The following is a 24,657-nucleotide window of genomic DNA, read 5'->3' as shown; positions in this document are numbered from 1 at the left end:
TCAGATGCTCAGTGAGGTCAGGACGTCGCGCCGCAGGGCGACGCGCGCGGGGTCGCCATGCGCGGCACGATCACGCGGGCGCGGCACGTCCCGTACGGCGAGGAGGCGGCCTGCGCCCAGGAGGGCCACGCGGTCACCGAGGAACAGGGCCTCGTCCACGTCGTGGGTGACGAAGACGACGGTCGCTCCGGTGCCGTGCAGCACCTCCACCAGCAGGTCCTGCATGCCGGCGCGGGTCTGGGCGTCCAGGGCGCCGAAGGGCTCGTCCATGAGGACGGCGCGCGGGCCTGCGGCGAGAGCCCGGGCCAGTTGCGCCCGCTGGCGCTGGCCGCCGGAGACGCGATGCGGCAACTGCCGGGCACGGTCGGCGAGTCCGACCCGCTCGAGCCAGCGCTCGGCCTGCTTCCTGCGCTCCGCGCGAGGCAGGCCCTGGATGGCGAGCGGCAGTTCGACGTTGGCCAGCAGAGTGCGCCAGGGGAGAAGGGCGTCCTCCTGGAAGACCAGGGCGCGGTCCGCAGCCGGGCCGCCGATGCGTTGGCCGTCCTGCTCCACGTCACCGGCAAGCGCGGGCAGCAGCCCGGCCAGCGTGCGCAGCAGCGTCGACTTGCCGCAGCCCGAGGGGCCGACGACCGTGAGGATCTCACCCGGCGGAACGTCCAGGTCGACGTCGGCCAGGGCGGCGGCGTCCGGACGGCCGAGGGTCGCCGCACGGAGCGTGAGCCGGGTGCCGCGCACGGCTGCACCGGTAGCTGCACCGGCGGTGGACGCTGAGGGCGCCCCGGTCGTCGTGCCGGTGGTCTCGCGGGTCTCAGACGAGGTGCCCATCACGCGCCTCCTCGGGCTCGGTTCCGGTGGGGCCGGCGGTACGGGCAGCCGGAGCGGCGGACCGGCGGGTTGTCGACCGGGGCCGGCCTGCGGGGACGTACGACGTACGGGGGAGCCAGCGGGTCAGTCGGCGACCGAGGAGTTCCACGGCTGTGGAGGTGGCCCAGCCGAGCACGCCGATCGTGACCATGCCGACGAACACGCCCGGATAGTCGACGACCGTGTAGTCCTGCCAGGTGCGGTAGCCGACGCCGTACTGGCCGGAGATCATCTCCGCGGAGATCACACAGATCCACGACACGCCGATGCCGACCGACAGTCCGCCGAAGATGCCGGGCAGCGCGCCCGGCAGCACAACCGAGCGGAGGATCCGCCACCGGCCCCCGCCCATGGTGCGCACTGCCTCCTCCCAGCCGGGGGCCAGTGCGCGGACCGAGTGCCGGGTGGAGACCAGGACGGGGAAGAACGCGGCGGTGAAGGTGATGAAGACGATGCCCTGTTCGTTGGAAGGAAAGAGCAGGATCGCAACGGGGACCAGGGCGATCGCCGGGATCGGGCGGACGATTTCGAGGATCGGTCCCAGCAGGTCCTCGGCGAGCCGCGAGCGGGCCACGAGCACGCCGGTGGCCACGCCCAGGACGGCGGCCAGGAGGAAGCCGGTGACGATGCGGGTGAGGCTGTCGGTCAGGTCGGTCCAGTAGTCGTCGCCGGTCAGCCGGTCGGCGAAAGCGCGGGCCACGTCGGCGACCGTGGGGAACTGCGAGAAACGCAGCCAGAGGTCGACGTTCAGGCTGGTCAGGAGCTGCCACAGGCCGAGGGCGGCCGCCACGGAGGCCACCCGCAGCGCATACCGGGTCGCATACCGAGTCGGATTCAGGGTCATGACAGCTGCTCCAGCGCGTCGGCGTATGTGACGACCCGGGCGCCGCCGTGGGCGTCGACGTAGGCTTGCGCGGTCGACGGGGCGACGAACGGCAGCAGTGTCGCGCCGTGGGCCACCCAGACCGCCTTGTCGGCGAACCAGAGCGTGCCGGTGGCGGCGTCGGGGACGTAGGCGGCGCGGATGCCGTCGCGGTGCGCGGCCACGTAGGCCAGCAGCTCGGCGGGCGTCTTGAAGGGGCGGGTCTGCGTGGCGCCCTTCGGCCAGACCTCGCTCGTGGCGGGCGCGGGCTTGGCGGCGAGTTGCTTGGCGTACGACGGGCCGAGCGCGTTCTTCACGTAGTGGTCGTCGACGAACGCGTCCACGTCGACGTCCCCGGTCAGTTTCGCCGCCTTCAGGATCGACACTTGAGAGCCGAGACGAGCTGGGGTTTGACGGCCGGGTCGAAGGTGGCGATGCCGTGGGCGCCGTTGTAGAGGTAGACGACCTCGGCGGGCAGGCCGGTGGCCTTGGCGACCTTCTCGGCGGCGTCCACCGGGTGCGCGTTGAGGTAGTCGGTGGCTTCCGACTGCGCCTTCAGGAACGCCTCCAGCACGGCCGGGCGTTTCTTCGTGAAGTCCTCGCGGGCGGTGACGCCGTGGAAGGTGGGCAGGTTCAACTGGGCGCCGTCGTACAGGGCCTTCGCCTTGCCCTGGTAGACGAGCAGGCCGGGCCAGGCGACGAACTGCGAGAGCGCGTCCGCGCTGCCCGCGGAGAGCGCCGAAGCGCCCACGGCCGGCTGCTGGTTGAGCTTCTCGACGCCCTTCTCGGGGTCGATGCCGGCGCGCTGCAGGGCCCGTACGAGGGTGCCGTCGGCGGCGGAGCCCACGCTCGTGGAGACCCTCTTGCCCTTGAGGTCCTTGAGGGCGGTCAGCTTGGAGTCGGGCGCGGTGACGATGGTGTTGAGGCCGCCGCGGACGTTGTAGCCGGTGACCGAGACCAGGTGGGTGGGCTTGCCGAGCTGTTTGCCGCGGGCCGCGTTGATGAGGAGCGGGAAGTCGCCCATCGAGCCGATGTCGATCTTCCCGGCGGTCATCTGCGCGGTGATGGGGGCGCCGGTGGCGTAGTCCTGCCAGTCCACCTTGTACGTGTGGCCGTCGTGGAGGGCGTTCAACTGCTTCTCGAAGTAGCCGAGGTCGCGCAGCAGGGTTCCCGCGGTGACCGTGTTGATGGTCTTGGACTGGTAGCCGACGGTGACGGTGACCGTGGAGCCGCTACCGGCCTCGGCGCTGCCGCAGCCGGTGAGGGGGAGCAGAAGGAGGGTGGCGGACGCGGCGACTGCTGGGGGTTTCATGGGAGTTCGGGCCTTTCACCGGAGCAGGTAGGGCATGTTGACCGTGACGGCTCCGGTGGGACAGCGGGCCGCGCACGGGCCGCAGTACCAGCACTCGTCGACGTGCATGTAGGCCTTGCCGTTGCTCTCGTCGATGGCGAGGGAGTCCAGCGGGCACATGTCCACACAGAGGGTGCAGCCGTCGATGCACTTCGACTCGTCGATGGTCACGGGCACGTCGGCCCGCTGGGGCGCCAAGGTCATGGCTGTCTCCAGAAAAGTCCCGAGAAATTCTGAGAAATCCCGCACGGCTGTGAACCGATGAGGCGCTGCCGAACGATGAAGGGGTGAGAGCGCGAAATGCGGAAAACAGGGAGGTGTCAGAGGGAGCGGTGCAGCAGGCCGCTCATCGAGATGCGGTCTCCGCGGAAGCGGATGAACTCCAGGTCCACCGGACGGCCGTCGGCGAGGTGGGTGAGGCGTTCGAGCATCAGGACGGCCGCGCCGCGCGGCGCCTCCAGTACGGCGGCCGAGTGGGCGTCCGCCGTCACCGCCTCCAGGGTGATCTCGGCGTGGCCCAGGGGCTGCCCGGTGACGACCTCCAGAAGGCGGAAGACATCGGTGTTCTCCAGGTCGGCGCCGAGCAGGGCGGTGCCGATGTCGAGCGGGATGTAGGTGAGGTCGAGGGAGAGGGGGAGTCCACCCAGGCGGCGCAGACGTTCGATGTAGAGGACGTCGGCGCCGGGCGGGACGTGGAGACGATCAGCCACCGGGGCGGGTGCGGCGACGGGGCCCATCGTGCGGACCTCGTTGGTGACGTGGCCGTGCTCGTGCAGGGTCTCCGCGAGTCCCATCAGACGGTCCAGGCCGTGCGGGTACTTGTGTGCCACGACGACCGTGCCGACCCCGGGCAGGCGTTCCACCAGGCCCTCCGCCCGCAGGAGGTCGAGAGCCTGGCGGACGGTGTTGCGGGAGGCTCGGTAGTCGGTCGCGAGGGCCGACTCGTGGGGGAGCGTGCCGGCCGGGAAGCCGCCGGTGAGCAGCTGACGGCGCAGGAGGTCGGCGAGCTGACGGGCCTGGTCCGCACGCAGCCGACGACGCGCGCGGTGGGCGGCGACGGTGGTCGCGCCCTGCCCGGCGTGGTCACGGATGCGGTCGGTGGGTGCCATGTTTCGAACCATAGCGAGTCGGTAGGAAAAGCGGTGTTGCCGGAGTGTTGCGCCACCTGCGAGACCGTCAGGTAAGGCGCTGACCTGGGAAAACCGGCGGATCTTGAGCAAGATCTGCCAGGTCGGGATCTGCCGGGTCAGGACAGCGCCGTCAGCCCCGGGGCGAAGGTGATCAGCAGGGGCAGCAGAGGGACCAGCGCGGCCACCGTCGTGGTCAGTGCCCGGTGTCTGCGGAGCAGGCGCGGGGGCGGCTGGAGCAGCCGGTCGACCCGCTCGCCCAGGAGACGGTGACTGGAGGCGCAGGACAGGACGCCCCGGTGCTGGTTCAGCTCGATCAGGGCCAGCGCCGTGGTCAGGTGGCCGCAGCGGCGCGACGCCGTGTCGTCGGCGGCGAGTTCGACCAGGCGATGGGTCTGGTCGCAGAAATGGGAGAACAACGGAATGCGGGGGAATCCGGTGGCAAGGGCGGTCGAGAGGTGGAGCAGCCAGTCGTGGTGGGCGCGGGCATGGCCGCGTTCGTGGGTGAGGACGGCGTCCAGCTGGTGGGAGGTGAGGCGGTGCAGGGCGCCAGTCGTCACGATCAACTGGGGTGGACTGCCAGGCATCCACCAGGCGTCAGGGTATTCGTCCTCCAGCACGAGCAGCGGGCCGCGGGCAGACGGCAGGCCCGCAGGCAGGTCCGGGGCGCGTTCCCGCAGGTGGGCCCGGGCCTGGCCGCGGCGGCGTCGCGCCTCGACGAGCTCGCGGGTGAGCATCGCGGTGGTCCAGGCGGCCCCGCAGGCCAGCAGCAGGGTCAGGGCCACGGCCCACAGCGGAGCGACGGAGAGGTCGTACGCCTCGGTCACCGCGGGCGGTGCGGGGGCGAAGACGCGCGCGCGAACCGTGTGGAACACGGCCGCGGCGCCCAGCATGAGGGCTGTCAGGCAGCACAGCAGGACCGTGGCGACCAGGCACTGCCACACCCACAACCCGACCACGGGTTCCCGCTCGGGCCATGCGGAACGGGTGAGCGCACGCGGGGCCGGCACGGCGGCCGTCAGCGCGACGACGCTCAGCAGGAGCAGGCAGAGGGTCATGCCATCGGCTCCGGATCCTGGTCGGGAAGGGGGCGTGCGCCGCGTGCGCGGGGAGTGCGGACCGCGTACCCGCGTGCGTGCGGCCTGCCACGGGCGGCGGGCTCGGCGCGAGGACCTTGCCCGCCGCCAGTATGACGGCGGTTGCCCCGGGAGTCAGCCCACGAAGACGCCCCGATTCAGCCCGGGCCGCCCGCTCTCGGCGCGCGCCTCGTCCCTGGCCCTGTCGCCTGTCCTGGCGCCTTTCCTTTCACCTGCCCTGTCGCCGATCCCGTCCCCCGTCCCATCGCCGGTTCCGGCGTCGGCTGTGTCACGGGTCTCGTCAGCTGTCGCGCTGCCCGGCGACCACCCGCCCGCTCACCTCTCCCAGTTCCACCCGAGCTCCGCCAGGGCCGGGAGCCCACGCGGACAGGGTCACCACGTCGCCGTCCTCCAGGAACGTCCGCTTGCCGTCGGGGAGTTCGAGCGGATCACGGCCGTTCCAGGTCAGCTCGAGGAGGGAACCGCGCTCGTGCGGGTTCGGGCCGCTGACCGTGCCCGAGCCGTACAGATCGCCGGTGCGCAGGGACGCCCCGTTGACGGTGAGGTGGGCGAGTTGCTGGGCGGCCGTCCAGTACATGGTGGAGAACGGCGGATCGGAGACGACGTGCCCGTTCAGCGTGACGGAGATACGCAGGTCGTAGCCGGCGGGTTCGGTGGCCGAGTCGTCCAGGTAGGGGAGCAGGGGGTGGGTCCGCTCGGGGGGCGAGACCCGCGCGTCGTCCAAGGCCTCCAGCGGGGTGATCCAGGCCGAGACCGACGTGGCGAACGACTTGGCGAGGAACGGGCCGAGGGGGACGTACTCCCAGGCCTGGAGGTCGCGGGCCGACCAGTCGTTGAGCAGGCACAGACCGAAGACGTGCTCGCGGAAGTCGGTCAGCGCGACCGGGCTGCCCTGGGGCGAGGGCACGCCGACCACGAAGCCGACCTCGGCCTCGATGTCGAGCCGCACGGACGGCCCGAAGAGGGGGGCCGGATCAGCGGGCGCCTTGCGCTGGCCCGAGGGGCGGACGACGTCGGTGCCGGAGACCACGACCGTTCCGGAGCGGCCGTGGTAGCCGATCGGCAGATGCTTCCAGTTGGGCAGCAGGACGTCCCCGGCATCCGGGCGGAAGATCGCTCCCGCGTTCCGGGCGTGGTGCTCGGAGGAGTAGAAGTCGACGTAGTCGGCGACGTCGAAGGGGAGGTGCAGGGTCACCGCGGAGAGGGGGTGGAAGAGCGGTTCGACGGTGGGGCGGTGGGCGGGGTCGGTCACCCACTCCGTCAGCGCGCGGCGCACCTGCGACCAGGTCGTACGGCCCGCCGCCAGCAGCGGATTGAGAGTCGGCGCCGCGAGCGGGTCGACGTACGGCGAGCCGAGTGCGCGGGCTGCCGCGCCCGCGTCGAGGACGTGGTCGCCGAGCCGGACGCCGACGGTCCGCTCCGCGGAGCCCGCCAGGGAGAACACACCGTAGGGGAGGTTGTGCGGGCCGAAGGGATAGCCCTCGGGAAGGTCGAAGGGGGGCATCGGGTTCTGCCTCTCTTTCGTGCGCTCTTTGGTGCTCGCCATGTCGTGCTCGCCGGACTCCGAGCGGGTGTCGCGCGGTTGCGTCGAGCCGCGCCACACGTTACGGCCGACCTCACGGAAGTGACACGGGGGCGGGACCGGCGAGGCGCTTCGAACGACAGCGCTACGCATCCGGTTGCTTACCGGATGTCGCCCATGGGCAGGTACGCAATCTTGACGGAGCGGTGCGAAAGGGGACACTCTGAGCGGGTGCTGGAAGGCCTCGGGGAGGGGGCCTTCGCCAGGCACACCTGGGGGGCGAATGGCCATAGGGGAGGCCGGCCTCGGGTCGGTGCGGCGTGGCTCACGGCCGAAACGGCTGGAAGCGACGATGCGCGACAGACTCGGCCGGGAATGCGTGTACGTGCCGTCGTGCAGATTCGGGCTGTTCGTGGCCCTGCGCCATTGGTGCCCGCCCGGCGGACGCGTGCTGATGTCGCCGGTCAACGACGACGTGATCTTCTTCGTCCTGCTCGCGGCCGGACTCAGGCCGGTGCAGGCGCCGTTGCACCCGCTGGACGCGTCGATCGACGTCGATGCCGTGCCCGACGAGGTGTGGAACTCACTGTCCGGCGTGCTCACGACGAATCTGTACGGCAACCCGGACGACAGCCCGCGCCTGCGGGAGAAGTGCGACGCACTGGGCATCCCGTTGTTCGAGGACGGGGCGCACGCGATCGGCAGCGAAGTGGCCGGGCGGCCGGTCGGGGCCTGGGGCGACGCCTCCGTTTTCAGTCTGTCCAAGCATGTCGGCGCCAAGGCCGGCGGTTTCCTGGCCTGTGCCGACCCGGGGCTGCGCGAGGCCCTGGAGAAGACCTGCGAGGACCTGCTGCTGCCGGGACGGTTCACGGCGGAACTCGCCTACACCGTCCGGCCGTACGCGGAGGCGAGTGTGCGCGGGCTGCGGCTGCGGCGGGCCGCCTGGGCAACGATGCGGCTGCTCGGGCTGATGGAGCGGGAGGAGATCCGGATGCCGCTGCGGCCGGCCGAGCTGGCCCGCGCCGTCGACGCGGCACCGGACCTCGCCGCGCACGACTCCTGGGTCCGCGTCGACATGCACGACTACCGGCTACGTTCAGGACCGCTGAGAACGGGCCGCATCGGCCGCAGGCTCGACCGCCTGGACGAGGTGCTGGCCGCCTGCCGGGCGGGCGCCGAGCTGCTGCTGTCCACACCATGGGCGCAGCCCGCGGCGCCCCGCGCCGATCGGGTCCAACCCTTGTTCAGGGTCCCCCTGTTCGTCGCCGACCGGGACGCCGCGAGAGCGGCCCTCGCGCGGCGGGGCATCATCGTGGGGTACCTCTATGACCCGCCCCTGGACGACTACGCGGGTGCCGCCTTCACCGACCCGTCGCCCGATCCCGCGGGGGCCCGCTGGTTCGCCCGGCATGCGCTGCCCGTGGATCCGCTGCGGGCCCGGCAGGTCGTCGAGGTGCTCCAGGACTCCGGCGTACGGCCGGCCGAGGTGCCGGGAGGGCTGGAGCCGACCCGTGGCTGAGACGCAGGCGGAGATCCAGGTACCCGAACCCTCGGCGCCGTCCGCCGGAACGGAGCCGACCGGCCCGACGCCGGCCGACAGCACCCGCGGCTCCGACTCCCTGTTCAGGAACGCCTACTTCCTGATGCTCAGTACGGGTGTCTCCGCCGTGCTGGGGCTGGGCTTCTGGCTGGTGGCCGCGCGCTACTACTCGGAGGAGGCCGTCGGACAGGGCTCGGCCGCGATCGCCGCGATGCGGCTGCTCGCCAGCGTCACGGCGACCACGATGATCGGCGCCGTCGTCCGCTTCGTGCCGCGCGCCGGGCGGGCGACGGGCTCGCTGGTGTGGCGGGCGTACGCGGCCAGTTCGGTGGTCGTCGCCGTCGCCGCGTTCGTATTCCTGCTCACCCTCGACCTGTGGGGGGCGACGTACGCGCCCCTCGGCACGGCAGCGGCGGGGGCGACGTTCGTCGTCGCCTGCGTGGCGTGGGCCCTGCTCACGCTCCAGGACGGGGTGCTCACCGGGCTGCGCAGGTCGGGGTGGGTTCCCGTCGGCAACGCGGTGTTCTCGGTCGGCAAGCTGATCCTGCTGGTGGTCTTCGCGACCACGCTGCCGGTGCTCGGCATCTTCGTGTCGTGGGCCGTCGCCATCGCGTTCTCGACTCTGCCGCTGGGCTGGTTGATCTTCCGCCGGCTGATCCCGCGCCAGGCTGCAGCCGACCGGGACCTGGAGCCTCCCGGGCTGCGGGAGATGGGCCGCTTCCTGGCCGGGGACTCGCTGGGCGCGCTGTTCAGCCTGGCGATGATCAACCTGCTGCCGGTCATGGTCGCCGTCCGCTTCAGCGCGGCGGAGAACGGCTACTTCTACGTGGCGTACACCGTCGGCGGCACCATGGAGTTCATGGCCATCAACATGGCCTCCTCCCTCACCGCGCACGCCTCGCACGACCCGCGCCGTCTCGCCGACGGAGTGCGCGGGGCGCTGCGTCGGATGACGTTGCTGCTGGTGCCGGTGGTGCTCGTGCTGGTGCTGTTCGCCCCGCAGATCCTGATGCCGTTCAACGAGGACTACGCCGAACACGGCACCACCGTGCTGCGGCTGCTGGCCGCAGGCGCACTGCCTCGGGTCGTGGTGGAGCTGTACATCGGCGTGCTGCGGGTGCAGGGCCGTACCGGCGTGCTCGCCGCGCTCCAGGGCGCCATGTGCACGCTTGTGCTGGGCAGTGCGGCCGTGCTGTTCGCCCCGGCGGGGATCGCGGGCGCGGGCTGGGCGGTGCTGCTCAGCATGAGCCTGATCGCCGTCGTCTCCGCGGTGGGCCTGCGCTCAGCGCTGCGCCGCAACGACCGCCTGCCCACCGGCGGGTCCTCCGTCGCCCCGGCCTACGGCACTCGCTGGGCGCGGCTGAACGCCACCGCCGGGTACGGCACGAACTGGGCGCGCCGGGCGGCGTACGAGCGGGAGGGCATCGACGAGGACACGGTCACCCTGTTCATAGGGCGTCCCGGATATGAACGCGAGGCGTTGCAGGCGGACACCCTCGCGTTGATCGTGCGACCGCACGAGTCCGAGGGGGACAAGGAGAGCGAGCGGGGCGAGGGGAGTAGCGGGAGTGGTGGGAGTGGCGGGCGAGGAGAGCGGGAGGAGGGCAGCCGGGAGGGAGCGACGGCACGGTCCTCGTCGGTGGATGCACGGTCCTCGTCGGGCGGTGCCCGGTCCTCGTCGGCTCGTGCGCGCGAGCGGTGGGGTGGGGGTGTCCTGTGGGGTCTGCTCGGTGTGGCCACCGTGGCCTACTGGGCGGCGCTGCGCGATCTGCCGTGGTTCGACGGGCCGTCCGCCGATGTGCTGACGGGGCGGCAGCTGCTGGCGGCACTGCCGCTCACGGCGCTCGTAGCCGGGGGCCTGGTGCTGGTGGTGTTCGTCGGCTCGGTGACGCTGCGCTCCGCGAGAGACGCGTGGCTGCCGGGGGCGGCGCTGGGGTCCGCCCTGCTTGCCCTGTACGCCGTACCCGTCGCGTTCGGCTGGGAACCGACGCCCGTCGGTGGGGCGTTGTACGAGAAGGCGGCCCGTGTCCTCGCGGACGGGGTGGGCCTCGACGGGCCCGAGCCGCTGTTGCGGTGGGCGCCGCCGATCGGGCAGGTGCTGTGCCTCATACCGCTGTGGCTGCTGCTGGCCCGCGCGGGACGGCAGCTGACGTGGCCGGGGCGCTGGGGGGTCCTCTACCTCATGGCGCTCGCCGGCTGGGTGTGGCGGCAGGAGCTCGCGTCCATAGCCCTGCCCCTGCTCGTCGTCCTCGCCCTCGCCGCACTCTTCCTGTCGCTCCACGGGAACGGGAGAGGCGCGCGGACTCGGCGGGCAGCCGTCAGCGAGGCGGCACGGGCTGGTGGAAGTAGCCGTTCTTCCCCGCCTCGCGGTAACCCTGGAGACCCGCGCCCGCGTTGACGGTCAGGTCGCACACGGCCTGTTCGGAGGTCGGCCGGTTCCAGTGCACCAGGGCCTTCACCTCGGGGAGCTTCTTCACGGCGGCGGGGATCTGCGTGTACCAGTCGCGCTGGCGCTGCGGGGCGCCGGCGTCGGGGGCGGTGGCGAACTCCGCGAGCATCACGGGCTTGTCGTCGCTGATGTTCGCGCGCAGCCACTCGTAGCTGGGCCGTTGGCTGCGAAGGAAGTCCTTCCAGTCGGTGGTGCCGTGGCACTGGTAGTAGTTGTACTGGTCCATGGCGATCCAGTCGACGTACTCGTCGCCGGGGTAGAGCGCCTTCATGTCGGCCGCGCTGCCGAGGTAGCCGGAGACGGTCCACACCCACACGACGTTGTCGGCACCCAGCTTGCGGAACCGGTCGCGAAGGTGGCGGTACGCCGCGATGAACTCCTTCGGGGTACCGGCGCCTTCCTTGATGCGGGCGTCGGTCTCCTGGTCGAAGGAGAAGAAGACGCGTTTGCCGTAGGCCTTGATGCGTCGGATCTGCGGATCGATGATCTTCTCGTCGAACTTTCCGGAGGCGATGTTCTTCCAGCCGAGCTGGGTCTCCGTCCAGTTCTCGTGGTGCGGCTCGGTCCAGACGGTGGACTCCCAGGCCAGCATCAGCAGCCGGTCCCTGCCGAGTTCCTGTTCGTCGGGGGTGAGCAGTTCGCCGTCGAGCTTGGTGCCCGACATGTCGTGGTAGTTGTAGACGAGGTCCAGCTTGCGGCCGATCCTCTTCTCGAAGCCGAGCACGGCGTCCTTGAGCGAGCCGTTCCCGGCGTACGGCACGGCGGCGCCCCACCACGCGCCGCAGGGCGGGATCAGTGCGTCGGTGGGGGCGCAGGGGCCGGTGGGCAGCTCGCCCGAGGCCGCGTTCTCGGGCAGGGCGTCCGCGGCGGACCCCGAGTCCTCGGAGCGGCCGGTCCAGACGCCGAGCCCGGCGAGCAACGCGGCCACCGCCACCAGCACCACGGCCATGTAGGCGCGCCTCGCACCCCCGGTGTCGCCCCTCAAACCCCGCCCTGAACCGCCACCCGAACCGCCACCCGAACCGCCCCTCACGGCATCCCCGGCACCACTCCCCACATCCCTCGTCACGCCATGCCCCACGCCATTCCCCGTGCTGCTCCCCGCGCCATTCCCCGTGCTGCTCCCCGTGCCATTCCCCGTGCCATTCCCCGCGCTGCTCCCCGTGTCGTCCCCAACAGCGGCACCCGGGGCGCTCCCCGTGTCGCCCCTCGCAGCGTCGTCCTCCGAGGCGCGCCCCGGGCTGCTTTCCGTGGCGCCCCTCACGGCGTCTGCCGCGGCGCTCCCCGGGCTGCTCCCCGCGGCGCCTCCCGCGTTGCCCCCCACGGCAACCCCCGTCTCGCTGCCCCTGCCGTTGCCCGTGTCGGCCCTCATGGTGTTGCTCCCCGTGGTTCTCGCCTCGTCCGGCCTCGATGGCCTGGGTGGCTTGCGTAGGCGGTGGCGTCCGGTCATGTGCCACTGCTGCCGGAGGGCCTGCGTTTGACCTTGGTTCGTTCGACCGCGCCGCGCCGTGCGGCGGGCAGCGGCAGCCCTGGCAGGGCGGCGACGACTGTCGTGAATCCGGCGAGCGAGACGAGGAAGACGGTCATCGAGAAGCCCTTCACCAGGTACAGCGAGGTGGCGGTGAGCACGCCGAGCGAGAGGCTGATGGGCGCGGCGAGCGCGACGGCCTCAAGCCTGGCGCCGGAGGCCAGCGCCCCCGGCTGCGGATACAGCGCCGCACAGCCCGGGCCGAACAGGACGAAGAGCAGTACCGGGATCCAGCGCAGCGGAGAGTGCCCGGGCACGGCGGTGGCGGCCAGGGCCAGCCAGCCCGAGGCCGCGACGAGGAGTCTGAGGTGAGTCGGGGTGATCCTGGCGGCGTCCGTGGCGTCCGTGGCGTCCGTGGCGTCCGTGGCGTCCGTGGCGTCCGTGGCGTCCGTGGCGTCCCTGGCGTCCGTGGTGTCTTCGGTGTTGTCCGTCAATTCGATCACCTTGTGGTCAGTCGTCGTCGGCCGTCGGCCATCGGTCGGCCGTCGGTCGGCCGTCGGGCGCGTTCGGGCCGGTCATCGGGCCGCCGGGCGGTACTCCAGCACGACGCCGTAGGGATGGCTCTCGACGGTCCGGAAGAGGGGCGAGGCGGTCAGTTTCGATCGCAGGGTCGCGAAGCCGCCGGGCGGTAGCAGGCCCTCGCCGGAGGCGTAGACGTCCTGGGTGCGGGTGAGGACGACGTACGCCTTCGCGCCCGGCGGGATGCCGGCGGCGAGGTAGGACGCCGGGTCCTTCAGCATCTTCTCGTTCTCGGGCAGCGCCTGCTCGGCGAAGAACCAGTGTTCGAGGCGGTCGTAGTGGCGGAGCGCCTGCGGGAACGAACCGCTGGTGGCGAGGATCAGCGAGCCGGCGGGGGCGTCGTCCAGAGTTCTGGTGACGAGCGCGGTCTCCGCGGGCGGCGTGTAGAACATCTTCTCCTTGCCGTAGTACGACGGCAGGAAGCCGGCCAGCAGCATCAGCAGCACGGTCGGCAGGGCGACGGCCGCGGTCCGCCGTCGCAGCGTCCTCGCTCGGCTGCGGCGGGTCCCCGCGACGGCCGGCACGAGCGCGGCGGCGGCGAAGAAGGCCGCGCCGGGCAGGGCGAACAGATAGACGCGGAAGAGCATCTCGCCGCCGTAGTCGTTGACGGCGAACAGCGGCACCGGGGCGACGGACACCAGCAGCAGCGGCAGCGCGCTGCGGGTCAGCCGACGCCGCAGCACGACGGCGGTCCCGGCGAGGACGGCGATCGCCAGCACCATCACGATGTTGGCGGTGCCCGCGAGTTCGGGGCCGGGGCCGGTGAGCTGTCCCGCGTAACCCGCGCGGGAGTTCTCGGTCAGCTCCCCGATCGACTTCCTGACGGTGGAGAGGGTCTCGACGAACAGCGGCCGCCCCATGGTCAGGTCCCAGGTGAGCATCAGCAGTGCGGCGACGACCAGCAGCCCGTAGTTGCGGTAGCGGCGGGTGAAGCTGAGCGCGAGCAGACAGATGGTGAGCATCACCGGGGTGAGCTGGTGCGTGGCGTTGATGGCGGCGATCAGCGGGGCCAGGATCACCACGCAGACCGCCCGCTGCCTGCTCCCGGTGGGCGGCGGGACGGGGGCGGCCACGGGGTCGAGGTAGGCGCGGTCCCGCAGCCGTCCGGCCGAGCCGGGGCGTACGAAGTGCCGCAGCACCACCGCGAGGACCGTCAGATGCAGCAGGTAGGCGAGGGCCTGCGGGGCGAAGTAGTCCTGTCCGACCCAGTTGGCGAGCTGGAAGATCCACACGCCGGTCCAGATCAGCCGCCAGTCCTCGCAGAAGGTGCGGTAGATCAGGACGAGCACCGGCATCATGAGCAGGCCGAAGACGATCGGCGCCCAGTTGGCGTACGCGGCGGCGCTCTCCACGCCGAACGCCCGCACCAGGCCCGCGTTGAGTGTGAAGAAGCCCGGCCACTGGTCGTAGGCGGACATGTTGCCCGACAGCGCGGCGCCCGGCCGCAGCTCGCCATTGGCGAGGAGCGTGTTGACGATGGCGTCGTGCTTGGAGGCCCACGGGTAGCGCACCGCGTCGTACAACACCGCAGGCGGCGCTTTGAGCGCGAACAGCAGTGCGGTGCAGTGCGCGGCCGGCCACCAGGGCGCGGTGCCCGCGCGCCGCAGACTGAGCACGAAGCCCGCGGTGAGGACCAGCAACGAGACGTAGTAGGAGACCGGGAGACGGTCCAGCAGGCCGTAGTCGCCCATCTCGCGGAAGCCGATGCGGGGCAGCGCGTACACCCACAGCCCGGCGGCGAGCAGCAGGGTCACCAGCCCGGCGTCCGGCGGGCGGCGCGGGATCCGCCAGGATCTGCGCTCGCTGCCGGTGGCCCGGACAAGGGTGGGCAGCTCGCTGCTCTCGGTGGTCGGTACGGGCACATGTTGCTGCACGCTGAGGCTCCCCTCCCCCAGGTCAACTATAGGAATTTCGTCTGCTTTTCACACCAAAATCGTCAAAGCTCCCGGTGGATCGGCCGGTCCCCGTCGCCCCCGGCTCAGCCCGCGAAGACGGGGCCCCGAACGACGGCCCGGGCCCGGCGGTACCACCGCCAGCCGACCGTCTTCGGTCCGTCCCGATACGGGGCGACCCGGGCACCGGAACCCGCCAGCCAGCGCTCGACGTCGGCGACGGTGTGGCCGCGACGCACGATGAGTCGGGCGATGCGGTAGTGCTCGTCGCGGTCCGAACTGAGCGCGTGCCGCACGGCGGTGGCCGTCTCGTAGCCCGCGGCGGCGGCCGTCCGCCGCACCCGGCCGCTGTTGTAGCCGTGCGGGTAGGCGAGGTGGCGGACCTGGTGACCGAGGGCGTCCTCCAACACCGAGCGGGACGCCCGCAGTTCGTGCGCGAGCGCCCGGGGCGCGAGGGTGTCCAGCTGGGCGTGGGTGACCGTGTGGCTGCCGATCTCCATCCCGTACTGCTCCAGCCGCGCCGCCTGATCCAGCGTCATCATCGGCGCGGGCGGCAGCAGACTGCGCCCGCCCGGCGTGATGGCGCCGGTGGTGAGGTACGCGGTGGCGGACAGCCGGCGCTCGGCCAGCGCCTCGGCGGTCGCACCGGGCAGGTCGGCGAAACCGTCGTCGAAGGTGAGCAGCACCGGCCGGGACGGCAGCGACGCCCGTCCGGCGAGATGGTCGGCGAGCGCGCTGATCGTGACAGGCGTACGACCGCTGTCGACGACGGCGTCCAAGTGCGCGCCGAACTGCTTCGGGCTCACGGTGAACTCGGCGATCCAGTCGGGCGGATCCTCCATCACGGCGTGGTACAGGAACACGGGGATGCTGCCGCCTGTGCACACCGGCACGCCGCCGCCTCTGTGCGCGGACGCCGCCATCATCGCGCGGCCCCCCGCAGTCGCCGGCGCAGTGCGCGCCGGGACCGCAGATAGCCCACCGGCCCGTAGAGCATCCCGCGCCTCTGGAGCCGGGACAGCCGCCCGGGCCAGGCGTGCGTCCGGTCGTCATGCCCGCCGGGGGCACCCCTCGCACTCCCCGGCACGCCCCCCGCACGCCCGGGCGCACCCCCCGCCTGTTCGGGCACGCCCGTCGCACTCCCGGGCACGCCCCCGGCGCGCGTCTCCGCCTCCGCATCGGCTCCCGCCGAATGCGCTGCCCCTAAAGCCCTCGCGCCCGCCCCCACCCCCGATTCCGACCCCGACTCCGACCCGGAGTCCGACCCGGAGTCCGACCCGGAGGCCGCCTCCCGGCTCGCCGTCAGCGAGCGCGCGTACGCCAGTCCCCGGGGCAGCCGGGCCAGGAACGCCGGGAGCAGGCCGGGCCGGTTGACGAGGATCGCCGTGAGGTAGGCGGTGAGGCCGGCGCCGTAGCCGTACGCCTGGGTCTCCAGGTCCTGCCAGGTCTCCCGGTGGCGGTGCCAGACCAGGGCCTGCGGGGTGTAGTGCAGCCGGTGGCCCTCGGCGAGGACGCGGACGAACCCGTAGAGATCGTCGCCGCCCCGCGCGAGCGTGCCCGCACCCGTCGCCGGGTCGAAGCCGCCGACCGCCCGCAGCACCTCCGTACGGAAGGCCATGCTGGCGCCGGAGCCGAAGCGGCCCGCGGTGAAGGGGAACAGCGGCTCGTCGGCGGGCGGGTCGTACGGGTCGTACGTGCGGGCCGTGAAGCCCTTGGCGAAGCCGCCGTGGCTCTCCAGGAGGACCTGGGCGGGCGTGCGCAGCCGGGCCGGGAGGATCAGGCCGGTGGCGCAGCCGAGGCGGGGATCGGCGGTGAACGGCGCGGTGAGTTCCGTGAGCCAACGCGGGTCCGCCACCACGTCGTCGTCCGTGAAGGCGATCACCTCGCCGTGCGCGGCCTCGACGCCCTTGTTGTGCGCGACGGCGAGACCGGGCGTCGGCTCGGTCACGTACCGCACGCGCTCGGCGTACTTGTGCGTCACCAGGTCCCGGGTCGCGTCCGTCACGGGCGCGTTGTCGACGATGATGATCTCGAAGTCCGGGTGGTCCTGGGCGAGGAGCGAGTCGAGGGCGTGGGCGAGCAGTTCGGCGCGCTCGTGGGTGGCGATGACGATGGTGGTGAACGGGACGGGCTTGGGGCCGGGCAGCCGGGCGGGACCCGGCGCAATGTGCTCGCGGACGGCCAGGTCCACGAGGACCGCCCTCGGATCGGCGCCCTCCGGTACCTGCCCCAGAAGCGTCCCGACCGGCCGCCCACCCCGCCTGACCAGCACGAACACCGGGCCGTGCGTGACGGGCGGGCTGCCCGGGCCGGGTTTGAGCGCGCCTCCTTCGTCCAGTTCGAGCTCGGCGATCTGCACCGGCCGGATGTCGAGGAACCTCTCGATCTCCAGCCGCACGATCTCCTGCCGCACACCTCTCGCGCGGGACATGAACCCCCCTTGTCTCATGACCGCCCCTGACAATCCCCGCCTGCTCCCGACCATCCCCGACCGTCCCCAGCCGTCCCTGGCCAGTCCCGACCGTCCCCGGCCGCTCCGTCTCTCCCCCGGCCAGTCCCCGGCCGCTTCGTCCCTCCCCGGCCGCTCCGACCCTTCCCCGGCCAGTCATCGACCGCCTCCGCCGGCCCCTGGCCAGTCTCGGCCAGTCCCGACCGTCCCCGGCTGTCCCCGACCGCCTCCGACCGTTCCTCGTGTGATCGTCACGCTCGGCGCAGGCGGCCCGCGCTCTTCAGGGTGCGTGCGGCCGCCGCGGCGAGCCTCGGCCGGTTGCGCACGAAGTGGTGTGCGCGGCGCGACGGTTCACGGCTGAGCCAGTAGAGCGCGGCGCCCACCCCCGGACGCGTCCACGCCCCCTCGAACACGGGGATCTCGCCGGTCTTCAACGAGTCCTTGTACTCTGCCGCGCCCCGCCCCAGGTCGAGCAGGCCGATGCCCTCGGCGGCGGCCGACTCGGCCATCCGCAGATGCAGCACCAGGCCCGGCGAGTACTTCGCGAACTCCGGGTCGTACGACGGGAACCAGCAGGCCAGGACCGTCGACGAACGCAGGCCGAAGTGCGCGGCGAGCGGCCGATCACCGGCGTAGAGGACGGACAGCGTGCCGGCGCACTCCGGTGCGCGCGTCTCGGCGAGCACGTCCACCAGTCGGGTGATCCACTCCTGGGCGAACCGGTCCCGGCGGCCGGTCCTGCGGTACTGCGCGGACTTCCACGCCATGAGCGTGCGCAGCGCGGCCGGGTCGCGTTCGTCGAACACGAACCGCAGCTCCCCGACCTGACGACCGAGCCTGCGCTCCTTGGCGAGCGTCGTCTTCAGGAACTTCGGCGACTGGGCCCGCAGTACGGACTCGTAGGTCTCGTAACCCTTTTCTACGTCGATGACATAAGCGGCGTACTCCTCGGCCGCGTGCGGGACGAACAGCCCTTGTTCCGCCTCCAGGTTGTCGAAGGCGAAGCTCGACAGGGAGCACGCCCGCATCAGTTCTGCGGCGTTCAGGCCGAGACCCGGGGCCAGCACCGCGCCCTGCGCGTCCGAGACGCCGTACGCGAGGGCCTGACCCTGGCCGAACCGGCCCCGCTCATAGGGCAGGAAGCCGACCGGCTCACGCCCCTCGTACACGACCGCCACGCGCGCGCGTGGCCGCACGAGGCCCACGGCGTCGGTGAACTCCGGTTCCATGAAGGGGTTTCGCGGAAGCGTTGACGCGGCACGCAGCGCGCGCCACCGCTCCCTGTCCCCCTCGCCGAGGTCTTCCGGCCTCAGCACACGAATGCGCCCACTGCTCAACCTGACCCCCCGATCAAGTCCCCCCTGGACACCTGGACGGTACCGCTCCACCCGGGCGTCGCGGTAGGTAGCGTCCCATCTTGTTGCCAACCGGTACAGAGGCCTTTAACCGTCCGCTACCCGGCGATGCGCCAGAAAGCCGTTTCTTTGCGCCACTCCTCAACCAGTTCTGCACCAGTAGGCAAAGGGGAGTTGGCAGAACCGGACAGGACCTGGTCGTCGTTCGGCTCGTGTCGAACCAGGGGGGTACGGCATCCGTATTCTCTGATCATGGCCGCACCCACCGCATATGCCGAGCGCACCCCGTACTCCGCGTACTCCCTGATCGCCACCGACCTGGACGGAACGCTGCTGCGCGGCGACGACACGTTCTCCGACCGGTCCCTCGACGCGCTCGCGCGGGTGGCCGCCGCCGGCGCACGCCACCTGGTGGTCACCGGACGCCCCGCGCCCCGCGTGCGCCCCCTGCTCGACCGGCTGCACAGCAGGGGGCTCGCGGTGTGCGGACAGGGCGCGCAGTTGTACGACGCCGGCGCGGACCGTCTGCTGTGGTCGGTCACCCTGGACCGGGAGCTGGCCGAGACCGCGCTCGGCAAGATCGAGGCGGAGGTGGGGCAGCTGTACGCGGCCGTCGACCAGGACGGCGTGGACGGGCTGACGCTCATCGAGCCGGGCTACCGGATGCCGCACCCGACCCTGCCCGCCTTGCGCGTCGACCGACGCGACGACCTGTGGTGCGAGCCGATCAGCAAGGTGTTGCTGCGCCACCCCACCCTGTCCGACGACGAGTTGGCGGCGACGGCCCGCGCGGCGGTCGGCTCGCTCGCCACGGTCACCATGTCGGGGCCCGGCACGGTCGAGCTCCAGCCCTGCGGGATCACCAAGGCGACGGGCCTGGCCCTGGCCGCCGAACACCTGGGCCTGCGGCCCGAGGACACCGTCGCCTTCGGGGACATGCCCAACGACATCCCGATGTTCGACTGGGCCGCGCGCGGAGTCGCGATGGCCAACGCCCACCCCGAACTGAAGGCGATGGCCGACGAGGTGACGACGTCGAACGAGGACGACGGCGTGGCCGTCGTCCTCGAAAGACTGTTCCCGTAAGACCCGTAAGACCCGTAAGACCCGTAGGACCCGCAGACCTGTAGGACCTGTAGACCCCCAGGGCCCTATGGGGATCTGTCAGTACGCGCCGAACACGTTGTCGATCGAGCCGTACCGGGCGGCCGCGTAGTTGCAGGCCGCGGTGATGTTGGCGACCGGGTCGTAGGAGTCCCAGGAGGTGCCGGCGACATGGTAGGCGTTGAAGGTCGGGTCGATGACCTGGAGCAGGCCCTTGGACGGGATGCCCGCGGCCGCGTTGGAGTCCCAGAGGTTGATGGCGTAGGGGTTGCCGGAGGACTCACGGATGACGTTGCGGTAGATGCCGTTGTACGTCCCCGGGATCCCGTGCTGGGCCATGACCTGCAGGGAGGCACGGATCCAGCCGTCGAGGTTGTTGGCGTACCCGAGGCTGGTGGCGGTGACGACGGTCGGGGTCGCCGCGGAGGCGCCGGTCGCGCCGAGGAGTGGGAGGGCGAGCACGGCCGCGCCGGTGGCGGCGACGGTGAGCGTGCGGGCGAGACGGTTACGACGGGTGCGGCGCGGCTGAGCGGCAGCGGGCATGACGAATTTCCTCTCCGGCGCCTGCGAGGTGAGCTGTCGGGTTCGGGCGGGAGCTGCCCGGTCGCGTCCTGACGGGCGCGACTTCACCCCGAGCCGTACCGATATGTCTGAGACATCCGGACCGGCGACTTACCTGGTTCCCCCGCTCCTGCCGCGCGTTCTCGGTGGGTGTACGGGCGGCGGCAGGATTCGGCGTTCCGCCCGACAGGCCGGGAACGTATGCGAGAGCACATGTCCGGAACAAGTGGCAGATTCACAGATCACCCCTATTGACCTTGGTCTGTGACCTATGGGGTGCTTGATCCTTTGTGGGTGCAAAGCCTCAACTTGCTTGGAGGTGTGGAGGATCGGTGAATGGCGAGGCCAGGCGGGTCCAGCGGGGGGAGTGAGTCAAGTCACCAGCGTCCACAAGTGCGGCGAATCGGGCATTAACGCCAAGTCGGTAAAGGTGGGGAGGGGGTGGAGGTGGCAGCTGCGACGGTGATGGCGCCGTCGGATGGAAGTCATCACTTCCGGCTAACTCCATAAATATCTGCTCATATATTTTAATCAAGAACATATCGGGCGTGATCCGATACCACCTGGCCTGTAACCGTGGGGGCTATCGGTGATCGAAACGTGACCGGATACGCTGACTTGAGTGATGGCAGAGACCTATCGACAAACCGCGTAACCGCCACTAGACACCAGCAGACAGGAGACCCCTCGTGACCGTCGTCGGGCCGTTCGGGCTGAGCGTGCGGGACCAGGCTCTGGAAGCCGATGTCCAGGCCGGATTGGCGGCTGTCGAGGAAGGCTTGCTCGAAGCCACCAAGAGTGAGGTTCCGTTCATCACGGAGGCCGCCCAGCATCTCGTGCGGGCGGGCGGGAAGCGGTTCCGGCCGCTGCTCGTGGTGCTCGCGTCGCAGTTCGGGGACCCGTACGCGCCGGGCATCGTGCCGTCGGCCGTCGTCGTGGAGCTGACCCACCTGGCCACGCTGTACCACGACGACGTGATGGACGAGGCCGCCGTGCGCCGCGGGGTGCCCAGCGCGAACGCCCGCTGGGGGAACTCCGTCGCCGTCCTCACGGGTGACTTCCTCTTCGCGCGCGCCTCCCACATCCTGGCCGACCTCGGACCGGAGGCGGTGCGGGTGCAGGCGGAGGCGTTCGAGCGGCTGGTCACCGGGCAGATCCTGGAGACGGCCGGTCCGACCGACGGACGCGACCCGGTCGAGCACTACCTCGACGTGCTCGGCGGCAAGACGGGCTCGCTGGTGGCGGTGGCCTGCCGGTTCGGGGCGATGATGTCGGGCGCCGACGAGACCGTCGTCGACGTGCTGACGCAGTACGGCGAGCGGCTGGGCGTCGCCTTCCAGCTGGCCGACGACGTCCTGGACATCGCGTCCGACTCGCGGGAGTCGGGCAAGACGCCCGGGACGGATCTCCGCGAGGGCGTTCCCACGCTGCCCGTGCTGCGGCTGCGGGAGCGGGCGGCGCGGCTGTCGCTGCCCGAGGACATCGCCCTGTGCGAGCTGCTGGACTCCGACCTGAGCGACGACGCCCGGCTCGCCGAGGCCCTGGAGGCGCTCCGCGCGCACCCGGCGCTGGAGCAGGCCCGCCGGGACACCGTGCGGTACGCGAAGGACGCGCGGTCCGCGCTGGCGCCGCTGCGGGAGTGCGACGCGAAGGCGGCGCTGATGGAGCTCTGCGACGCAGTGGTCCACCGAGCCGGCTGACCCCCTCGGGCCCCGCACCCTCCTCCTCGCCCGCCTTCCCGTCCGGCCCCGCCACGCGCTCGGGGCCCGGCCCCTCCTCCTCGCCCGCCCGCCCTCCCGTCCGGCCCCGCCGCGCCCTCGGGCCCCGCCCCTCCTCCTCGCTTGCATTCCCCTCCGGTCCCGCACTCCCCGTCCGGTCCCGCGTCCTCCTGCGGTCCCGCACTGGCGGCGTCCCCCTCCCCAAAAAACCACGCAAGGCTCGCCAGCTATCTGGTCTTGATGATCACTTTTCCGAACGGGCTGGCCGACTCGTAGTACCGGTACGCAGCGGCCGCTTCCTCGAATGGGAACACTCGGTCGATGACTGGTCGGAGCCGATGCGTGGTGATGACGTCGTTCATGGCGATGAACTGGGCGCGGCTGCCGACGGCCAACGCCCGGACCGTAGCGGCGGCGCCGAACAGCAGACGGGGATCGACCGGTGCCCAGTTGCCGGAGACGGACCCGACGAAGGCGATGTGTCCGTCGACGGCGACCGACTTCAGCGACTGCTCCAGCGTTCCGGAGGTGTCGACGACGCGGTCGACCCCTCGCCCGGCGGTGAGTTCGCGGGCGGTGGCGTGCCAGTCGGGAGTGTCGCGGTAGTTGACGACCTCGTCGGCGCCCAGATCGCGAAGGCGTTGTTCCTTGTCCGCGCGGCTTGTCGTGGCGATGACTCTCGCGCCCAGGAGTTTGGCGAACTGCACCGTGAACAGCGACACGCCGCCGGAGCCCGTGGCCAGCACGGTCTGTCCACGCTGGACTCCGCGGCCGTCGCCGGTCAGGGCGTTCCACGCCGTGACGGCGGCGCAGGGAAGAGTTGCCGCCTCGGCATAGGAGAGGTGTTCGGGGATGGGCACGAGGGCGTCCTCTGGGAGGATGGCCAGCTCCGTCAGCATTCCGTCGAGCGAGCCACCCAGCTGCGGCAGGTACGCCGGTTCCAGCGGGCCGTCCAGCCACCGCGGGAACAGCGCGGCGGTGACGCGGTCGCCCGGGCGCACCCGCCGGACGCCTGGCCCGACAGCGACGACCTCGCCCGCACCGTCCGAGACCGGTATGACGTCCGGTTTGACGGGCAGCACGTACTGCCCCCGCACCACCAGAAGTTCACGGAAGCTGAGCGAGGTGGCGTGGACCGCGACCGCAACCTCCCCTTCCCCGGGTGTGCGTGGTTCGTGTGTGCGCAGTGACAGGCCGTCGATACCGTCGCCGGCGCTGACGTGATAGCTGCGCGCCATCGAGGGGGGTGTCGCCGTCATCGCGGTCATCCTTCGATGAACTGGTAGTCGCTGACGATGCGGCCGTCGGGGCCGAGAACGAGGATTTCCAGCCCGACGCCGGCGACCTCGCCACCGTCTTGGGGCGCCATCTCCCAGTTGAACTTGACGACGTCGTGGAGCCGGTCGGCGTTGCCGCGCGACCGGAAGACGAAGGCGCCCGGCGCGACGAACTCCTCGTGGGCGCGCGTCACCCGGAACTCCAACGCGTGGTGCCCGCGCGCCTCCAGGACGAGACGATCGAAGCCCAGCCCTTCAGCGGTCTGCAGGATCTCCTGGGGAGGCTGCAGCACATGGACCGCGTCGGCGGACCACAGCTCGCGAATCGCGGTGCGGCGACGCTCCGCATCGGGTTCGTTCCACACGGCGACGTAGCGGTCGGTGAGGTTGCGGATGTCGATATCGGCCATGGTTGTTCCCCTCGGTTGTGCATGGTCGGCGTGCCGCAACGACAGTGCTGCGCCGGCTGTCGCGCGGCAATTCCCCGCAGGGAATCGCCGATCAGCAGCCGGGCGGGTTACACAAGAGGGGTGATCAGCGAATCGACCAGAGGCGGGCTCGCCGACGCGTTGCGTGAGTGGCGCATCCGGCGACGCGTCAGCCAGCTGGAACTAGCCATGCGCGCCGGAACCACGCAGCGGCACGTCAGCTTCATCGAGAGCGGACGGTCGACCCCAGGCCGCTCGATGATCATCCGGCTGGCCGAATCCCTGGAGGTGCCGATCCGCGAGCGCAACGAACTGCTCCTTGTGGCCGGATTCGCACCGGCCTACCCGCAGACCCGCATGGACAACCCCCAGCTCGAACCGATTCGCACCGCCCTCGATCGGATCCTGCACGGCCACCTGCCCTACCCGGCGGTGGTCGTCGACCGGCACGGTGACCTCGTCTCGGCCAACGCCGCCTTCCACGCGCTCACCGCCGGCGTGGCCCCGCAGCTACTCGTACCGCCGGTGAGCGTTCCCCGGGTGCTGCTGCATCCGCAGGGCCTCGCGCCACGCATCGTCAACCTCGACGAGTGGGCGTGGCACATCATCGACAGCATCCAGGCCGAGAGCGTGCGCAACCCGGACGACCAACTCCAACGCCTGGCCTCCGAACTCATCGACCTGGTACCACTGCGTCCGCGCGCGTCACCGCACCACCTCGGCTTCGCCGTACCGCTGCGCCTCCGGGCACATGATCCGGACGACGACAGGGAGCTGACGCTCATCACCACGCTCACCCACTTCGGCACCGCCATCGACGTCACCATCGCCGAACTACGACTCGAGGCGTTCCTGCCGGCCGACGAAGCGACCAGCGCCATGCTGGCCGAACTCGTCAAGCGGTGACCGACCTGCCCGGCACAGCCCCGCGCGGCGACCACCCCTGGAATTGATCACCTAGGGGAATCCGCTGTCCCCCGCAGGACCCCTACGGGTCGGTCGCTCTTTCCTCGC

General features: G+C 71.4%; 20 protein-coding genes, 1 pseudogene and 1 riboswitch. Of the genes and pseudogenes, 5 read left to right on the top strand and 16 right to left on the bottom strand.

Annotation, left to right across the window (positions count from 1 at the left end; genetic code table 11):
- The 7 genes and pseudogenes from ACIBAF_RS33585 to fahA all read right to left on the bottom strand — a co-directional run bounded on the left by ACIBAF_RS33585 (position 1) and on the right by fahA (position 6,805).
- The gene (locus tag ACIBAF_RS33585; protein WP_399467977.1) at positions 1–825 is read right to left on the bottom strand and encodes an ABC transporter ATP-binding protein; all 825 of its coding nucleotides are present in this window, start codon (positions 823–825) and stop codon (positions 1–3) included.
- Complete coding sequence (locus tag ACIBAF_RS33580; RefSeq protein WP_399467976.1) at positions 809–1,708, bottom strand: ABC transporter permease; 900 nt, start codon at positions 1,706–1,708, stop codon at positions 809–811. Before ACIBAF_RS33580 ends, ACIBAF_RS33585 begins: the two co-directional genes overlap by 17 nt.
- A pseudogene (locus tag ACIBAF_RS33575) lies at positions 1,705–3,038 on the bottom strand (ABC transporter substrate-binding protein). Before ACIBAF_RS33575 ends, ACIBAF_RS33580 begins: the two are co-directional and overlap by 4 nt.
- Positions 3,039–3,053: 15 nt before the next feature.
- Entirely contained in the window at positions 3,054–3,281 is a 228-nt protein-coding gene (locus ACIBAF_RS33570; protein ID WP_020130156.1) for a ferredoxin family protein, read from the bottom strand.
- Between the two features lie 116 nt (positions 3,282–3,397).
- A complete protein-coding gene (locus ACIBAF_RS33565; protein WP_399467975.1) occupies positions 3,398–4,186 on the bottom strand; it encodes a GntR family transcriptional regulator in 789 nt (262 codons plus the stop codon).
- Positions 4,187–4,323: 137 nt separating this feature from the next.
- Positions 4,324–5,262, bottom strand: coding sequence for a M56 family metallopeptidase (locus ACIBAF_RS33560; RefSeq protein WP_399467974.1), 939 nt, complete (start codon positions 5,260–5,262; stop codon positions 4,324–4,326).
- A 319-nt stretch (positions 5,263–5,581) separates the two neighbouring features.
- Complete coding sequence (gene fahA, locus ACIBAF_RS33555; RefSeq protein WP_399468040.1) at positions 5,582–6,805, bottom strand: fumarylacetoacetase; 1,224 nt, start codon at positions 6,803–6,805, stop codon at positions 5,582–5,584.
- Positions 6,806–7,106: 301 nt separating this feature from the next.
- Here fahA and ACIBAF_RS33550 point away from each other — a divergent pair, with 301 nt between their 5' ends.
- Together ACIBAF_RS33550 and ACIBAF_RS33545 are read left to right on the top strand one after the other, a co-directional pair.
- Positions 7,107–8,342 carry a DegT/DnrJ/EryC1/StrS family aminotransferase gene (locus ACIBAF_RS33550; protein ID WP_399467973.1) on the top strand — a complete coding sequence of 412 codons (1,236 nt, stop codon included), beginning with the start codon at positions 7,107–7,109 and terminating at the stop codon, positions 8,340–8,342.
- Entirely contained in the window at positions 8,335–10,761 is a 2,427-nt protein-coding gene (locus tag ACIBAF_RS33545) for a lipopolysaccharide biosynthesis protein (RefSeq protein ID WP_399467972.1), read from the top strand. Before ACIBAF_RS33550 ends, ACIBAF_RS33545 begins: the two co-directional genes overlap by 8 nt.
- Here the strand turns inward: ACIBAF_RS33545 and ACIBAF_RS33540 are convergent.
- The 6 genes from ACIBAF_RS33540 to ACIBAF_RS33515 all read right to left on the bottom strand — a co-directional run bounded on the left by ACIBAF_RS33540 (position 10,682) and on the right by ACIBAF_RS33515 (position 18,516).
- Positions 10,682–11,761, bottom strand: a complete 1,080-nt coding sequence (locus tag ACIBAF_RS33540) for a glycoside hydrolase family 26 protein (RefSeq protein WP_399467971.1) — start codon at positions 11,759–11,761, stop codon at positions 10,682–10,684. The two genes, ACIBAF_RS33545 and ACIBAF_RS33540, sit on opposite strands and share 80 nt — an antisense overlap.
- 497 nt (positions 11,762–12,258) lie before the next feature.
- Positions 12,259–12,774: a hypothetical protein gene (locus ACIBAF_RS33535; RefSeq protein ID WP_399467970.1), complete on the bottom strand. Its 516-nt coding sequence runs from the start codon at positions 12,772–12,774 to the stop codon at positions 12,259–12,261.
- 81 nt (positions 12,775–12,855) lie between these two features.
- Positions 12,856–14,733, bottom strand: coding sequence for a hypothetical protein (locus ACIBAF_RS33530; RefSeq protein ID WP_399467969.1), 1,878 nt, complete (start codon positions 14,731–14,733; stop codon positions 12,856–12,858).
- A 104-nt stretch (positions 14,734–14,837) separates the two neighbouring features.
- The gene (locus tag ACIBAF_RS33525; RefSeq protein ID WP_399468039.1) at positions 14,838–15,593 is read right to left on the bottom strand and encodes a polysaccharide deacetylase family protein; all 756 of its coding nucleotides are present in this window, start codon (positions 15,591–15,593) and stop codon (positions 14,838–14,840) included.
- An 80-nt stretch (positions 15,594–15,673) separates the two neighbouring features.
- The gene (locus ACIBAF_RS33520) at positions 15,674–17,182 is read right to left on the bottom strand and encodes a glycosyltransferase (RefSeq protein WP_399467968.1); all 1,509 of its coding nucleotides are present in this window, start codon (positions 17,180–17,182) and stop codon (positions 15,674–15,676) included.
- A gap of 269 nt (positions 17,183–17,451) precedes the next feature.
- A complete protein-coding gene (locus ACIBAF_RS33515) occupies positions 17,452–18,516 on the bottom strand; it encodes a GNAT family N-acetyltransferase (protein WP_399467967.1) in 1,065 nt (354 codons plus the stop codon).
- Positions 18,517–18,807: 291 nt separating this feature from the next.
- Here ACIBAF_RS33515 and ACIBAF_RS33510 point away from each other — a divergent pair, with 291 nt between their 5' ends.
- Positions 18,808–19,641 carry an HAD family hydrolase gene (locus ACIBAF_RS33510; RefSeq protein ID WP_399467966.1) on the top strand — a complete coding sequence of 278 codons (834 nt, stop codon included), beginning with the start codon at positions 18,808–18,810 and terminating at the stop codon, positions 19,639–19,641.
- Positions 19,642–19,719: 78 nt separating this feature from the next.
- On the opposite strand, the gene ACIBAF_RS33505 is transcribed toward ACIBAF_RS33510, so the two are convergent.
- Positions 19,720–20,202: a transglycosylase SLT domain-containing protein gene (locus ACIBAF_RS33505; protein WP_399467965.1), complete on the bottom strand. Its 483-nt coding sequence runs from the start codon at positions 20,200–20,202 to the stop codon at positions 19,720–19,722.
- A gap of 3 nt (positions 20,203–20,205) precedes the next feature.
- Positions 20,206–20,407: riboswitch (cyclic di-AMP (ydaO/yuaA leader) on the bottom strand.
- Positions 20,408–20,909: 502 nt separating this feature from the next.
- On the opposite strand from ACIBAF_RS33505, the gene ACIBAF_RS33500 reads away from it, so the two are divergent.
- A complete protein-coding gene (locus ACIBAF_RS33500) occupies positions 20,910–21,920 on the top strand; it encodes a polyprenyl synthetase family protein (RefSeq protein ID WP_399467964.1) in 1,011 nt (336 codons plus the stop codon).
- A gap of 245 nt (positions 21,921–22,165) precedes the next feature.
- Here the strand turns inward: ACIBAF_RS33500 and ACIBAF_RS33495 are convergent, their stop codons facing one another.
- Positions 22,166–23,197, bottom strand: a complete 1,032-nt coding sequence (locus tag ACIBAF_RS33495) for an NAD(P)-dependent alcohol dehydrogenase (RefSeq protein ID WP_399467963.1) — start codon at positions 23,195–23,197, stop codon at positions 22,166–22,168.
- A gap of 5 nt (positions 23,198–23,202) precedes the next feature.
- Positions 23,203–23,625, bottom strand: a complete 423-nt coding sequence (locus tag ACIBAF_RS33490; protein ID WP_399467962.1) for a hypothetical protein — start codon at positions 23,623–23,625, stop codon at positions 23,203–23,205.
- A gap of 120 nt (positions 23,626–23,745) precedes the next feature.
- On the opposite strand from ACIBAF_RS33490, the gene ACIBAF_RS33485 reads away from it, so the two are divergent.
- Positions 23,746–24,549, top strand: coding sequence for a helix-turn-helix domain-containing protein (locus ACIBAF_RS33485; protein WP_399467961.1), 804 nt, complete (start codon positions 23,746–23,748; stop codon positions 24,547–24,549).
- Positions 24,550–24,657: the final 108 nt, after the last annotated feature.

It is taken from the genome of Streptomyces sp. NPDC051677 (genome assembly GCF_044453465.1).
Classification (GTDB): Bacteria; Actinomycetota; Actinomycetes; order Streptomycetales; family Streptomycetaceae; genus Streptomyces.
The sequence above is the reverse complement of the archived record's forward strand: the minus strand, read 5'-3'. Positions and strand labels throughout refer to the sequence as shown.

Bases quoted from the DNA above. Each gene is read 5' to 3' on its own strand.
- ACIBAF_RS33540 (WP_399467971.1), bottom strand. From the start codon at position 11,761: ATGGCCGTGGTGCTGGTGGCGGTGGCCGCGTTGCTCGCCGGGCTCGGC.
- ACIBAF_RS33505 (WP_399467965.1), bottom strand. From the start codon at position 20,202: ATGCCCGCTGCCGCTCAGCCGCGCCGCACCCGTCGTAACCGTCTCGCC.
- ACIBAF_RS33580 (WP_399467976.1), bottom strand. From the start codon at position 1,708: ATGACCCTGAATCCGACTCGGTATGCGACCCGGTATGCGCTGCGGGTG.
- ACIBAF_RS33570 (WP_020130156.1), bottom strand. From the start codon at position 3,281: ATGACCTTGGCGCCCCAGCGGGCCGACGTGCCCGTGACCATCGACGAG.
- ACIBAF_RS33510 (WP_399467966.1), top strand. From the start codon at position 18,808: ATGGCCGCACCCACCGCATATGCCGAGCGCACCCCGTACTCCGCGTAC.
- ACIBAF_RS33565 (WP_399467975.1), bottom strand. From the start codon at position 4,186: ATGGCACCCACCGACCGCATCCGTGACCACGCCGGGCAGGGCGCGACC.
- ACIBAF_RS33490 (WP_399467962.1), bottom strand. From the start codon at position 23,625: ATGGCCGATATCGACATCCGCAACCTCACCGACCGCTACGTCGCCGTG.
- ACIBAF_RS33525 (WP_399468039.1), bottom strand. From the start codon at position 15,593: ATGGAGGATCCGCCCGACTGGATCGCCGAGTTCACCGTGAGCCCGAAG.
- fahA (WP_399468040.1), bottom strand. From the start codon at position 6,805: ATGCCCCCCTTCGACCTTCCCGAGGGCTATCCCTTCGGCCCGCACAAC.
- ACIBAF_RS33520 (WP_399467968.1), bottom strand. From the start codon at position 17,182: ATGTCCCGCGCGAGAGGTGTGCGGCAGGAGATCGTGCGGCTGGAGATC.
- ACIBAF_RS33550 (WP_399467973.1), top strand. From the start codon at position 7,107: ATGGCCATAGGGGAGGCCGGCCTCGGGTCGGTGCGGCGTGGCTCACGG.
- ACIBAF_RS33560 (WP_399467974.1), bottom strand. From the start codon at position 5,262: ATGACCCTCTGCCTGCTCCTGCTGAGCGTCGTCGCGCTGACGGCCGCC.
- ACIBAF_RS33495 (WP_399467963.1), bottom strand. From the start codon at position 23,197: ATGACGGCGACACCCCCCTCGATGGCGCGCAGCTATCACGTCAGCGCC.
- ACIBAF_RS33585 (WP_399467977.1), bottom strand. From the start codon at position 825: ATGGGCACCTCGTCTGAGACCCGCGAGACCACCGGCACGACGACCGGG.